Genomic DNA, 13232 nt, shown 5'->3' on the forward strand with positions numbered 1-13232 from the left:
TTGCTCAGCCACGTTGTTCCGGCTCCTGTTCCTGCGGTACATCGTCCAGTGCGGCTTCCAGCTGCTGATAACGGAACATATCGCGATACCATCCTGACTCAGCGGCAAGTTGCTCATGGCTTCCGCGCTGGGAAATACAGCCGTGGTTAAACACCAGAATCTCGCTGGCTTCGGTCAGTGCGGAGAGACGATGGGCACTGATGATCACGGTGCGGTCGCTGCCCCACTGACGCAGGTTGTGCAGGATCTGATGCTCTGTCCTGCCATCAACCGCAGACAATGCATCATCGAGGATCAAGATTTCCGCTTTCAGCAATAAAGCACGGGCAATAGAAATTCGTTGCTTCTGCCCGCCAGAAAGCATCACTCCGCGCTCTCCGACCTCTGTTTCATAGCCGCCGGGTAAACGCAGAATATCGTCATGAACGCTGGCAAGCCGCGCCGCTTCCTCGATCTCTTCCCGGCTGGCCTCCGGACGTCCCAGCGCAATATTTTGTGCGACGGTGTCAGAGAACAGGAAAGGGGTCTGGCTCACAATCGCCAGACGTGCGCGCCAGTCATCCAGGCGGATCGTTTTCAGCGACAGGCCGTGATAAAGCACATCTCCTTCAGTGACATCAAACTGTCGCTGAAGCAGCGCCAGCAAGGTACTTTTACCGGAACCTGTCGGGCCGCACAGACCGAGCATTTGCCCAGGTTGCAGGGAGAACTTCACAGAGGACAAGGCCGGATGCGTTGTGTCGGGATAGTGGAAATCCGCAATGTTTGCTTCGAGTACAGCACGTCCGGCAGGCAGAGGCGCAGTACCATCCACGACACTTGGCGCTTCCTCAAGCAGGCTGCGGATGCGGCTGTAGGCGGCGCTACCGCGTTCAACGATATTGAACATCCAGGCCAGTGCAAGCATCGGCCAGATCATCAACCCGAGATACATGACAAAACTGGTTAACTGCCCGAGTGTCAGATGCCCGTTAACCACCATCCAGCTACCACCGCCGATAGCCAGCAAATTAGCCATGCCAATCGAGACATAAATAGTCGGGTCAAAACGGGCATCAACACGCGCTACACGCATGTTTTTCGCACCGGTATCAGCGGCCACATCAGCAAACTGGGAAGACTGATGGTTCTCAAGGCCGAAGGCTTTGATCATGCGAATACTGGTCAGGCTTTCCTGCGCCTGATCGTTTAATGAGGAAAAGGCAGCCTGCGCGGTTTTAAAGCGATGATGAAGTTGGTCGCCGTAGCGTTTAATGATAATGGCCATCACCGGCATTGGAACCAGCGACAGAAGCGTCAGCTCCCAACTGATTTGCGTCGCCATCACGATAAGAACAGCAAGCCCCATGACCAGCGAATCAACCAGCGTCAGAACGCCCTCGCCTGCGGCGAAAACCACGCGATCGACGTCATTGGTTGCCCGGGCGATAAGATCACCCGTACGGTGGCGTAAATAGAAGGCCGGATGCTGACGGCTGAGCTGCCGGAAGAAATCCTGACGCAGTTCAACGGCAAGCTGATAGGACGCACCGAACAACAGCACGCGCCAGACGTAACGCAGCAAATACACCACAATTGCCGTGGCGACCATGAGCCCAAGCCACGCAAACAGTACGCCGGTTGACATCGTTTTGGTCGTGACGCCATCAATAATGACACCGACTAGCTTGGGCGGTATCAATTGCAGAATGGCAATGATAATCAGCAAGGCAACGGCACCCAGATACCGGCGCCATTCACGTCGGAAGTACCAGCCTAATTGGGCGAACAATCTCACGCAGTGTTTTCCATACAAATAATAATGATGATTTTATTGAGAAAAAGCGCCCGAAGCAGGACTTTTTTCTCATCAGGCGACAAGGATAACAGAGTTAACTGGCGATTCTGATGAAACTTTTTACTGTAACTTTTGCATCAAATCGGCAATGCGGTGGTGGATTTTATGCGTTCCATCGCAAAACTGGAGGTCACATCATTCAGCCCTGGAATGCCGTTCACAAGTCGCTTGTAAAAGTTATCGTAGCTTTTCATATCGGACACCTGCACCTGCAGTAAATAGTCATATTCACCGGCCATCCGGTAGAAACCCAGCACTTCAGGAAATGCCTCAACCTGCTGAACAAAGCGCTGGTACCACTCGCTGTTGTGATGCTGAGTTTTGATGAGCACAAACGCCGTCAGGCTTAGCCCTAACCGATCGCCGTCCAGCAGGGCCACTTTCCCGCGAATAATGCCGTCATCTTCGAGGCGCTTAATCCTTTTCCAGCACGGCGTGGTGGTGAGATTGACCGCATCCGCCAGTTCATTCAGAGATAATGTGCAATCTTTCTGCAACAGGGAGAGCAATTTAAGGTCAATTTTATCTACCATACCGGCCTCCGGGAGGAAATTTTTCTATTAAATCTTATCTTCTTGGGTTAAAGGGTAACTTATTTCTCCGTGAGTTACGTTATTCTTGTGTGCATCAAGACACTTTTATGAGCCTGCATCATGCGCAATTCCTGGGTTAGTCACGCTATTAAAGAAATCGACGCCGATTTTCAGCGTTCCGCCGATACACACCTGATTCGCCTGTCACTCAACAACTTTCCCGGAATTTCACTGTATCTGAAGGATGAAAGTACCCATCCGTCCGGCAGCCTGAAACATCGCCTTGCCCGCTCTCTGTTTTTGTACGGTTTGTGCAACGGGTGGATACGTGAAAACACGCCTATTGTGGAAGCTTCTTCAGGCAGCACCGCCATCTCTGAAGCCTATTTCGCACGCCTGCTGGGATTGCCTTTTATCGCCGTGATGCCTTCTTGCACTGCTCCACGAAAAATCCAGCAAATTGAGTTTTACGGTGGCCAGTGTCACTTCGTCCAGAACTCAGGGCAGATCTATGCCGCATCCGAGCAACTCGCCCGTGAACTGAACGGGCACTACATGGATCAGTTTACCTACGCAGAGCGGGCAACCGACTGGCGCGGGAACAATAATATTGCTGACAGTATTTTCCGACAGATGTCGCATGAGCCGCATCCGATACCGCGTTATCTGGTGATGAGCGCGGGAACGGGCGGTACTTCCGCAACGCTGGGCCGCTATATTCGCTATCAGGGGCACGATACGGAACTGGTGGTCGTTGATCCGGAAAACTCAGTATTTTACGATTATTATCAACAGCGTGATGCCAGCGTCACTGCGCAATGCAGCAGCCGTATTGAGGGTATTGGCCGCCCTCGCGCTGAGCCATCGTTCATACCAAGTGTAATAGACGACATGATGCGCGTGCCTGATGCGGCCAGCATCGCGACGCTTCACTGGCTTGAGAAGGTGCTGGGGCGTAAGGTCGGCGGCTCAACCGGTACCAACGTCTGGGGTGCGCTGCAGCTGGCTACGCAGATGCGTGAGAGAGGGGAAACCGGCTCTATCGTCACCCTGCTCTGCGACAGCGGCGAACGTTATCTGAATACATACTTCGATGAGAGTTGGGTAGCGAAGAACATCGGGGACATTTCACGATACGCACAGCAGCTGGAAGGACTAAGTTAACTCCGCGTTAAATAAGACGTAAGAAAGGAAAAAAGCCGGGACAGATGACCCGGCTTGCTGCAAGACCTTAATATTCGGGGGAATAGGTGAGGTTTGGTGTGTGCAGCCAGTGTTGCAAAAAGTGAGACACCGCCTGATGACGGCAATGCCCGATAATTTGTAAGTGCGGTGACTTCTCTTTCAGAACGGGTAACGCGTTCCCCATAATCAGCCCCATCCCGACGCCCTCGAGCATTTCCTTGTCGTTCATGGCATCCCCAAACGCCATACACTCTGACATGTTGATCCCCAGACCGTCCGTCAGCAATGCAAGCGCGCTGCCTTTGTTGCTGCCTGCGGGCTGCACATCAAGACAATCCATCGCAGAGAAACATAAATCGATGCGCGGGCCAAAGTGAGCTTCGAGCTGAGGCACCAGCGACAACAACACGTCATGCGGGGCGCAGAAACACACTTTGCTGTTACCGGAATCCGGTAATAAGCGCAGATCCTGTAACTGATAGCGAAAACCACTGAACTGATGCGGAATGAGTAAATCCGGATCGTCGAGAGAAGTGAACCAGCCGTCATCGCGGAAAACATGCACACTGGCTGGCGTGTCCCACGAGGTATGCAGTAATTCGTGCGCACAATCCTCGGGTAAATCGCTGGCGTGCAGCCGGTGGCCACTGAGATCATGAATACGGGTACCGTTGCCGGTGATGAGATAGCCATCCAGCCCGATGTTAGCAAGAATATCTTTCATTTCGAGATAATGACGCCCGGTGGCAAAGGTCAGCGTTACCGGCTTTTCAGCTAACTGTCGCAACGTGGACAACGTTTTGTCGCCCAGCGTGTGGTCAGGTAAAAGCAGCGTGCCATCCATATCAAATGCAGCTAAACGGTACATATTTCCTCTCTGAGCGGCGTTGTTTTCACCCGCAAAGTATGGACTGAGATTTACGGAACTAATAGTGAACACTTTATGAATACTGTTCCGGTTTTAGCTCACACTTTGGTTTTTTACTTCAAGTCTGGTCGCGTCAGCTGGGATATGCTGAACAGGAAAAATTTACCCTACTCCTGAGGTTCCGTATTTACCGTGCGTCTGCAAAATCGGCTTAATCAGTTTCAGCGTCTGTACCTGAAAACCGGATCGCATCCGGCTCAATTTACCGTGGCAGAACTGGCAGAAATCTTCTGTTGCAGCGAACGCCACACCCGAACGCTACTGATGCACTTTCAAAATGCCGGCTGGATCCGCTGGCAGTCGCAGGCTGGTCGCGGAAAACGCGCATCGCTAAGCTGCCTCAAAACACCGGAAGAGTTACGCGGAACGTATTTACAGGAATTACTGAAAAAGGGTGAACATTCTGCCGCGCTGCAACTGAGCCAGCTGGATCCTTCGCATCTGAATACCCTGCTCGCGCCGCATCTTGGCGGCCAGTGGCAGGAAGATGCGCCGACGCTGCGCATTCCCTATTATCGCCCTCTCCAGCCTTTAGATCCGCTAACGCTTACCGGCCGCGCTGAACAACACCTGGCGCATACTATACATGCAGGTTTAACGCGCTTTATCCCCGGTGATACCTCACCGCAGCCCAATCTGGCGCATCACTGGCACGTCAGTAATGACGGAAAAACCTGGCAGTTTTTTCTGCGCAGTCAGCTTTTCTGGCATAACGGTGAACCGTTAAAAACCGCGCAACTGGTCGCACGCTTTCAGCAACTTCGCGAGTCAGCACGCGGTAAACATAATCTGGCGTCAGTGGTGACATTATCTCAGCCTCATGCGCTGTGTTTGCAGTTCGATCTGGATAAACCGGATTACTGGCTGGCACACCGTTTTGCCGACCTCAATTGTCTGTTGGCTCATCCGGACGATCCGCATATCGGCGCCGGACCGTTTCGCCTGACCACCTTCACCCCTGAGCTTATCCGCCTCGAGCAACACACCTATTACCCTTTACAACATCCCTATCTGGCCGCTATTGAGTTTTGGATCACTCCACAACTTTTTGCTCAGCGGGACAATGTCAGTTGTCAGCATCCGGTCAGAATTATTCTTGGCGAACAGAACGAGCTTTCGCAGGTAAAACCCGTCCGGCGAAGCACCAGTCTTGGTTTTTGTTACATTGCTACTAACTTGCGACGCGGCGTGCTCAGTGAAGCACAGGCGCAAAAAGTCATCCGAATTATCCAGCGCAGCGGCATGCTGGATAATCTGCCGATCGATCATGATCTGGTGAAAGCCAGTAAAGAAATGCTGCCCGGCTGGCCGATCCCGGTTCACGACCTTGCGGATGTTCAGCTGCCTGAAACTCTGCGTCTGCTTTACCATCCGCCCGTGGAGTTTGAACTGGTGGCTCAGGCGTTACGGGAAAAGCTGGCGGAAGAAGGTTGTGCGCTGGAAGTGGTTTATCACGCGGGCCGGTTGTGGGAAGACGGCGAATTACTGGAATCGGCAGATCTGCTGCTGGGCGACCGGCTGATCGGTGAATCTCCGGAAGCCACGCTGGAGAACTGGCTGCAACAGGATCCGTTGTGGCCGGGGATTTTGCGCGAAGAAGATCTTATCTTGCAGCAAGGACGATTGAGCCATATTCAGCAAATCCCGCAGGAAAACAGGCGGTCTGAAGAACTGCGCGATCATTTTTATCAGTGGATGGTGCGCAGCATTATTACACCGCTGTTCAACTATCAGTATCAGGTGAGCGCGCCGCCGCGCATCAGCGGAGTTCAGCTGACGGCATGGGGCTGGTTCGATTTCTGTCAGGCGTGGGTTCCGCCGCCGTTGCAATCTGAAAATGACTGAAGCAGCTGTTTCGCTACACTACGGCGGCAAAGGTAAGTACCATGAGCGTGGTTTTGCTGCCCGATGCGCGGTCAGTTCAGTAAACAGGAAATCAGAATGAAAAGAGCAGTGGTGGTTTTTAGCGGTGGACAAGATTCAACAACCTGTCTGATTCAGGCTTTGAAAGAGTATGACGAAGTACATTGCGTCACTTTCGATTACGGTCAGCGACATCGTGCTGAGATTGAGATCGCGCAAAAACTGTCAGTGCAGTTGGGCGCGCGTGCCCACAAAGTGCTGGATGTCGGTTTGCTCAATGAACTGGCGGTCAGCAGCCTGACTCGCGATAACATTCCGGTACCGGGCTTTGGTGAGGAAACTGAAGGCGGTTTACCCAGCACATTTGTACCGGGTCGTAATATTCTGTTCCTGACACTGGCGGCCATTTACGCTTATCAGATCCAGGCAGAAGCGGTCATTACCGGTGTGTGCGAAACCGATTTCTCCGGCTACCCGGATTGTCGTGATGAATTTGTCAAAGCGCTGAATCATGCAGTGTCTTTGGGTCTGGCGCGCGATGTGCGTTTTGAAACCCCGTTGATGTGGCTGAACAAAGCCGAAACCTGGGCGCTGGCAGATTATTATCAGCAGCTCAACCTGGTTCGCCATCATACTCTGACCTGTTACAACGGCATCGCCGGTGACGGGTGTGGGGAGTGTGCCGCCTGCCACCTGCGCGCCAACGGTCTTCAACAGTATCAGCAAGATCAGGCGGGCGTGATGGCCAGTCTGAAAAAGAAAACCGGTCTGCGTTAAAGTACCTGACGGATAACCGCGGGCAGCCCTTTCGCCGCCCGTGGTTATGTCAGTCATTCATGATTGGCCGCGTCATTTTCCAGCTCAAGTTCACGTAATCTTTCCAGCAACTCACCTTCCAGCGGCAAGGCCTTTTGTGTGCGTAAATCAATACACACGAAGGTCAGCGTAGCATCCGCCACGACATCACCCTCACGGGTTACCACCTGCTCAATGACTCCACTGCGACCATTCAACTGCTGAAGGCTGCTGTCGATGCGTAAAACATCCCCGAGCACCGAAGGCTTGCGGTAATTGATGTTGATATTTACCACAATGAAAGCAATGTTGTTTTGGCTCATCCACTGGAAGCCGGACTGATTGTCCAGCCATTCCCAGCGGGCGGTTTCCAGAAATTCCAGATAACGCGCATTGTTAACATGCTGGTAAACATCGATGTGAAAACCACGAACTTTAATAAACGTATGCATAGTGATTAAAAAACTCCTGCGTCTCGCCTGAGGTACAAACCAAACTGGTCAGATGTCTTAAGAGATTAGCAGAAGAAAACGGCGGCAACCGTTAAGGGTTCGCCGCCGCGACATCCGTCACAATTTCAGACGGTCCTTGTTACGTTCAAACAGTGCAGCGCCAATACCCGGCACTTCGCGAAGCTGTTCAATATCAGTGAATTGCCCGAGCTCTTCACGGTAGCTGATAATGGCCTGCGCCTTCTTCATCCCTACACCGTTCATCGCCCTGGCAAATTCTTCCGCTGTGGCCGTATTAATGCTGACGGTGGTGTCGTCAGTCACCGCGGCCTGCTCTTTTTTCACCTGCGGACCCGCCACTTTCCCCGCCGTTGTTGCCGGTGCCACAGATGTCGTGGCAACAGTACCGGACGCATTGGGTGCGGCCTGTAACATCACAGGCAACGTTGAAAGCCCAAGAGCCAGAGCGAGAGAGAGTGAAGTAATGCCTAGTTTTTTCATGCTGTATCCTCCATGTGTTTGACAGCACGAAGAGAGTGCATCAGGAATAAAAACCGGACAATGGGCAACTTTCAGATGTGGAAAAGGCCGCGAAAGCGGCCTTTGTTTGTTGCAACGCGTTGCAAAACTTTGCGGCGTTTACTGGTTTTGTGCAGCAGAACCGAACTTGATTTTTGCTTCCTGACGCAGGTTTGTCAGCAGCGCATCAAAGGTCACGTTTGAGGAGGTTTGTTGCATTTCCTGCGCAAAACGTGCGGCATCCGCTTCCGGCACAGCACCCGGGGTAACGGCAGTGAGTTTAATCAACACGCTGTTCCCTTTTGGATCCTGAGACAAGCCGTAAACGGCCTGGTCTTTCTGTGGATGCGGCAGTGCGAAGACATTTTCTTCGAAAGCAGAAGGCTGCTGGCTGCGCTGTACTTTCTGCACATCACCAAAGCTCAGACCTGCGGCTTTCATTGCGTCATCGCCTTTACCCTCTTTCAGGGCTGTCAGCAGTTTCTCGCCTTCCATGCGTGCCTGATCTTGTGCTTTCTGGCGTTTAACCAAAGTAGTCACCTGATCTTTCACTTCAGCAAAAGGCTTAACGCCTTCGGCTTTGTGCGCATCGACACGAATGACAAACGCACGATCGCCATCAACAGTAATGATGTCAGAGTTACTGCCAGGAGCACCGTCCTGACCAATCAGACCACCTTCAAAAATCGCCTGCACAACAGGTTTGAAATTGATGCCTGCCGGGATTTGATTCTGAGTGAACCAGTCAGTGTGTACCGCTTTCACACCGGCAACTTCTTCAGCCGAAGCCAGAGACTCGTTGTCGTTTGTCGCGGCTTCACTGACTTTCTGCTGCAGCGCATAGTAAGCATCCAGTGATTTCTCTTGTTTGAGCTTATCAGTGATGCTGGCGCGCACTTCAGTCAGAGGCTTAACCTGTTCAGGTTTGATGTCTTCAAGACGCAGGATGAAGAAACCATTGTCCGATTTAATCACACCGGAAACCTGACCTTTGGTGGTCAGATTGGCGCTTTTGAATTCTGGCAATGTGGTTTCAGGTTCCATCCAGCCTAAATCCCCCCCCTGCTTCGCACTCAGTGCATCGGTAGATTTAGTTTTCGCCAGTTCTGCGAAATCAGAACCGCTTTTCAGTTGGGTAGCGACCGCATCAGCGTCAGCCTGAGTTTTCAGGACGATTACGCTGTAACGACGACGTTCAGGCTGGCCAAACTCGTTCTTATGCTGGTCGTAGTAAGCGCTGATGTCGGCATCAGTCACGTCGGCTTTACCCTGCATGGCCGCGGCATCCATTTCGATGTAGCTGACTTTCACCTGCTCAGGGGACAAGAAGTTATTCTTGTTTTGGTCGTAGAACGCCTGCACTTCTGCATCAGTAACTTGTTGCTTAGCGGCCAGCGTGTCTGTGTCCAGCGTTGCCGTATGCACGTCACGGGTTTGCAGGATCAACGCGCCGAGCGTTGTGCTTTCAACAGGCAGAATAAAGTCAGTCTGACCGTAGGCTTGTTCGAGCTGCTGGCTGATCAATTGCTGTTTCATTAACTGAGCAAAATTATCTGCGCTGTAACCCATGCTCTGGATGCTTTGCAGGTATTTGGCGTTGTCGAAACGGCCATTAGTCTGGAATTGTGGGGTCGCAAAAATCGCGTCTTTGATCTGCTGATCGCTGACGGCAAAGCCGAGCTTTTTGGAATACTGATCCAGCAAAGTGACGTCAATCAGGTTGTTCAGGGATTCCTGGCGCAACTGCTGCATATAACCATCGCTGCCCGCCAGCGCAGAGAATTGATCTCCAAGCTGTTGCTGCAGTCGGCTACGCTGGTTTTGCACTGCTTGTTCCAGCTGTGCACGACCGATTTCCTGACCATTCACTTTCGCTGCATAGTCGCCTGAACCGCCGACCAGGTAGTTGCCCACCCCTGTCAAAATAAAGGACAGAATAATCAGGGCCAGAATGATTTTGAGCACGACGTTATTGGACGCCGCGCGTAAATTGTCCATCATAGTGAGGCAACACTCCGCTGTAATAAAAAAAGCGCACCGTTTTCGATGCGCCTTGTATCTTACCTTACCAGCCCGGTGACGTCAGGTTATTGTTTAACAACCAGACCTGAGTAAACAGGCATCAGTGATGCGCTTCACACAGATTTGACGTCAGCCCTTCGGGTAATTAGCCGTTAACGGCATCTTTCAGCGCTTTACCTGCACGGAAGCCAGGTACTTTAGCTGCTGCAATGCTGATTTCTTTACCGGTCTGTGGGTTACGGCCGGTACGCGCTGAACGTTCACGCACTGAAAACGTACCAAAACCTACCAGAGCGACTTCTTCCCCAGCTTTCAGGGTATCCGTCACAGATGCAAGAACAGCATCCAAAACACGTCCCGCTGCGGCTTTAGAAATATCAGCACCGGCAGCAATTTTGTCGATCAATTGTGACTTATTCACTCTTTTCATCCCCTCTTAAAATTCTCTCATCACGCCGAATTTCCCTTCGGACGTGACCGCGCTGCTGTTATATCAATCTTGTCAGGGCTATGCAAGCGACTGAAAGCAGCCTGAAACCTTCTGACCGTTGACTAACTTAACGGCACAAAAAAAAGCTGGCAAGTGAGATTTCACCTGCCAGCCTGAGTTTTATTCAACTGTGTAAGTCGACGTCACTATTTTGCCGCTACCGGTAATGCACCGTAAGCTGGATTTTGCAGTGCAAAGTTCAGAACATCATCAATGCGCTTAACCGGATGGATCTCGAGGTCTGCCAATACGTTCGCTGGAATTTCTTCCAGATCGCGTTTGTTATCGTCAGGGATCAGCACCACTTTGATACCACCACGGTGTGCAGCCAGCAGTTTCTCTTTCAGCCCACCGATTGGCAGAACCAGACCGCGCAAGGTGATCTCGCCCGTCATCGCCACGTCGGCGCGAACCGGATTACCCGTCAGACAAGACACCAGTGCGGTACACATTGCAATACCGGCACTCGGACCGTCTTTCGGCGTTGCCCCTTCAGGTACGTGAACGTGAATATCACGTTTTTCGTAGAAGTCAGGGTTGATGCCCAGTTTGTCAGCGCGTGCACGCACAACCGTCAGCGCCGCCTGAATGGATTCCTGCATCACTTCACCGAGAGAACCGGTATACGTCAGCTTACCTTTGCCCGGTACGCAGGCCGTTTCGATAGTCAGCAGCTCGCCGCCCACTTCGGTCCACGCCAGACCCGTCACCTGGCCTACACGGTTTTCGGTATCAGCACGGCCATAATCGACCTTTTGCACGCCGAGGAAATCTTTCAGATTATCGCCGTTAATTTCAATGTGCTTGATGGCTTTATCCATCAGCAATTGTTTAACCGCTTTACGGCAGAGTTTAGACAACTCACGTTCTAAACTACGCACGCCCGCTTCACGGGTATAGAAACGAATGATGCCGATAATCGCACTGTCATCTACCGTCAGTTCGTTCTTTTTAAGTGCATTACGTTCGATCTGTTTCGGCAACAAATGCTGTTTAGCGATGTTCAGTTTTTCATCTTCGGTATAACCGGAAAGACGGATCACTTCCATACGGTCAAGCAGCGGTGCCGGGATGTTCATTGAGTTCGACGTTGCGACAAACATCACGTCTGACAGGTCATAATCGACTTCCAGATAGTGATCGTTGAACGCGACGTTTTGCTCAGGATCGAGCACTTCAAGCAGGGCTGAAGCCGGATCGCCACGCATGTCAGAAGACATTTTGTCGATTTCATCGAGCAGGAACAGTGGGTTTTTCACCCCAACTTTCGCCATTTTCTGGATCAGTTTGCCCGGCATGGAACCAATGTAAGTACGGCGATGACCGCGGATTTCCGCTTCATCACGCACCCCACCCAGCGCCATACGGACATATTCACGCCCTGTAGCACGCGCGATGGACTGACCGAGTGACGTTTTACCCACACCCGGAGGCCCTACCAGACACAGGATCGGCCCTTTGATTTTGCTGACGCGCGTCTGAACTGCAAGATACTCAAGGATGCGATCTTTAACACGCTCGAGGCCAAAGTGATCGGTATCCAGAACTTCCTGCGCTTTACGCAGATCTTTTTTCACTTTACTGCGGGCATTCCATGGCACCTGAAGCATCCAGTCGATATAACCACGAACAACGGTGGCTTCGGCGGACATCGGCGACATCATTTTCAGCTTTTGCAGTTCAGCTTCTGTTTTTTCACGCGCTTCTTTCGGCATTTTAGCCGCTTCGATTTTGCGTTTCAGCGCCTCATGCTCATCAGGCGTGTCGTCCATTTCGCCAAGTTCTTTCTGAATCGCTTTCATTTGCTCATTCAGATAGTACTCGCGCTGGCTCTTTTCCATCTGCTTTTTGACACGGTTACGGATGCGTTTCTCAACCTGTAACAGATCGATTTCCGATTCCATCATCGCCATCAAATACTCAAGACGCTCGGTGATATCAAACATTTCCAGTACGGACTGTTTGTCAGCGAGTTTCAGGGGCATATGTGCAGCAATGGTGTCAGCCAGACGTGCAGCATCTTCAATGCTGTTGAGTGAAGTCAGCACCTCTGGCGGGATTTTTTTGTTCAGCTTGATGTAGCCTTCAAACTGATTAATCGCTGTGCGTACCAAGACTTCCTGCTCGCGTTCATCCACGGCAGGAGATTCAAGGTATTCTGCCTGGGCAGCAAAATGCTCACCACTGTCAGAAAGCGTGGTAATGCGTGCGCGTTGTAACCCTTCCACCAGCACTTTTACAGTGCCATCCGGCAGCTTCAGCATTTGTAATATTGAGGCAACCGTACCTACGGAGAAGAGATCGTTAACGCCCGGCTCATCGGTAGACGCTTCTTTCTGCGCAACCAGCATGATTTTTTTGTCGTGATCCATCGCGGCTTCAAGGCACCGAATCGATTTTTCCCTGCCAACAAACAACGGGATCACCATGTGCGGATAAACCACCACATCGCGCAGAGGCAATACGGGGATTTCTATGCGTTCAGAACGCTCAGGGTTCATAGAGCTCTCTCTTAGTTTAGCTTCCGCCAGGTTAAGGAAATCTCGTGAAACACGAGTCAGACGGGTTTCAGCAAGTCGTTAACTGAGTATATGGGGATGAATGTCCG

Annotated in this window: 11 protein-coding genes; 3 read left to right on the forward strand and 8 right to left on the reverse strand. The window is 51.8% G+C overall.

The genetic code is table 11. The annotated features are described in order from the left end of the window. Positions 1-4 precede the first annotated feature (4 nt). Positions 5-1777: a SmdA family multidrug ABC transporter permease/ATP-binding protein gene (locus tag ACO0U8_RS05845; RefSeq protein WP_390974565.1), complete on the reverse strand. Its 1773-nt coding sequence runs from the start codon at positions 1775-1777 to the stop codon at positions 5-7. 137 nt (positions 1778-1914) lie between these two features. Next, the gene (locus ACO0U8_RS05850) at positions 1915-2370 is read right to left on the reverse strand and encodes an Lrp/AsnC family transcriptional regulator (RefSeq protein ID WP_056771107.1); all 456 of its coding nucleotides are present in this window, start codon (positions 2368-2370) and stop codon (positions 1915-1917) included. A 120-nt stretch (positions 2371-2490) separates the two neighbouring features. On the opposite strand from ACO0U8_RS05850, the gene ACO0U8_RS05855 reads away from it, so the two are divergent. Beyond that, entirely contained in the window at positions 2491-3534 is a 1044-nt protein-coding gene (locus ACO0U8_RS05855) for a PLP-dependent cysteine synthase family protein (RefSeq protein WP_421670444.1), read from the forward strand. A gap of 67 nt (positions 3535-3601) precedes the next feature. Here ACO0U8_RS05855 and cof read toward each other — a convergent pair whose 3' ends face one another. Continuing rightward, positions 3602-4423 (reverse strand): HMP-PP phosphatase, encoded by an 822-nt coding sequence (gene cof / locus ACO0U8_RS05860; RefSeq protein ID WP_122096006.1) that lies wholly within the window; start codon positions 4421-4423, stop codon positions 3602-3604. A 192-nt stretch (positions 4424-4615) separates the two neighbouring features. Between cof and ACO0U8_RS05865 the strand changes: the two genes are divergently transcribed. Further along, positions 4616-6328, forward strand: a complete 1713-nt coding sequence (locus ACO0U8_RS05865) for an SgrR family transcriptional regulator (protein ID WP_217204991.1) — start codon at positions 4616-4618, stop codon at positions 6326-6328. A gap of 96 nt (positions 6329-6424) precedes the next feature. After that, positions 6425-7123, forward strand: a complete 699-nt coding sequence (queC, locus tag ACO0U8_RS05870; RefSeq protein WP_217204992.1) for a 7-cyano-7-deazaguanine synthase QueC — start codon at positions 6425-6427, stop codon at positions 7121-7123. A 53-nt stretch (positions 7124-7176) separates the two neighbouring features. On the opposite strand, the gene ACO0U8_RS05875 is transcribed toward queC, so the two are convergent. The 5 genes from ACO0U8_RS05875 to lon form a co-directional block, all read right to left on the reverse strand. Beyond that, positions 7177-7593, reverse strand: a complete 417-nt coding sequence (locus ACO0U8_RS05875) for a YbgC/FadM family acyl-CoA thioesterase (protein ID WP_217204993.1) — start codon at positions 7591-7593, stop codon at positions 7177-7179. A 117-nt stretch (positions 7594-7710) separates the two neighbouring features. Then, on the reverse strand, positions 7711-8094 hold the full coding sequence (locus ACO0U8_RS05880; RefSeq protein ID WP_421670445.1) for a ComEA family DNA-binding protein: 384 nt from the start codon (positions 8092-8094) through the stop codon (positions 7711-7713). 138 nt (positions 8095-8232) lie between these two features. Further along, on the reverse strand, positions 8233-10113 hold the full coding sequence (gene ppiD, locus ACO0U8_RS05885; protein ID WP_421670446.1) for a peptidylprolyl isomerase: 1881 nt from the start codon (positions 10111-10113) through the stop codon (positions 8233-8235). A gap of 166 nt (positions 10114-10279) precedes the next feature. Further along, a complete protein-coding gene (hupB, locus tag ACO0U8_RS05890; RefSeq protein WP_056771982.1) occupies positions 10280-10555 on the reverse strand; it encodes a nucleoid-associated protein HU-beta in 276 nt (91 codons plus the stop codon). A gap of 215 nt (positions 10556-10770) precedes the next feature. Next, positions 10771-13125, reverse strand: a complete 2355-nt coding sequence (gene lon / locus ACO0U8_RS05895) for an endopeptidase La (RefSeq protein ID WP_056771086.1) — start codon at positions 13123-13125, stop codon at positions 10771-10773. Positions 13126-13232 lie beyond the last annotated feature (107 nt).

Source organism: Rahnella sp. EDr1-12 (assembly GCF_049206505.1).
GTDB classification, from domain to species: Bacteria; Pseudomonadota; Gammaproteobacteria; order Enterobacterales; family Enterobacteriaceae; genus Rahnella; species Rahnella rivi.

Bases quoted from the DNA above. Each gene is read 5' to 3' on its own strand.
- queC (WP_217204992.1), top strand. From the start codon at position 6,425: ATGAAAAGAGCAGTGGTGGTTTTTAGCGGTGGACAAGATTCAACAACC.
- ACO0U8_RS05880 (WP_421670445.1), bottom strand. From the start codon at position 8,094: ATGAAAAAACTAGGCATTACTTCACTCTCTCTCGCTCTGGCTCTTGGG.
- lon (WP_056771086.1), bottom strand. From the start codon at position 13,125: ATGAACCCTGAGCGTTCTGAACGCATAGAAATCCCCGTATTGCCTCTG.
- cof (WP_122096006.1), bottom strand. From the start codon at position 4,423: ATGTACCGTTTAGCTGCATTTGATATGGATGGCACGCTGCTTTTACCT.
- ACO0U8_RS05850 (WP_056771107.1), bottom strand. From the start codon at position 2,370: ATGGTAGATAAAATTGACCTTAAATTGCTCTCCCTGTTGCAGAAAGAT.
- ACO0U8_RS05855 (WP_421670444.1), top strand. From the start codon at position 2,491: ATGCGCAATTCCTGGGTTAGTCACGCTATTAAAGAAATCGACGCCGAT.
- ppiD (WP_421670446.1), bottom strand. From the start codon at position 10,113: ATGATGGACAATTTACGCGCGGCGTCCAATAACGTCGTGCTCAAAATC.
- ACO0U8_RS05875 (WP_217204993.1), bottom strand. From the start codon at position 7,593: ATGCATACGTTTATTAAAGTTCGTGGTTTTCACATCGATGTTTACCAG.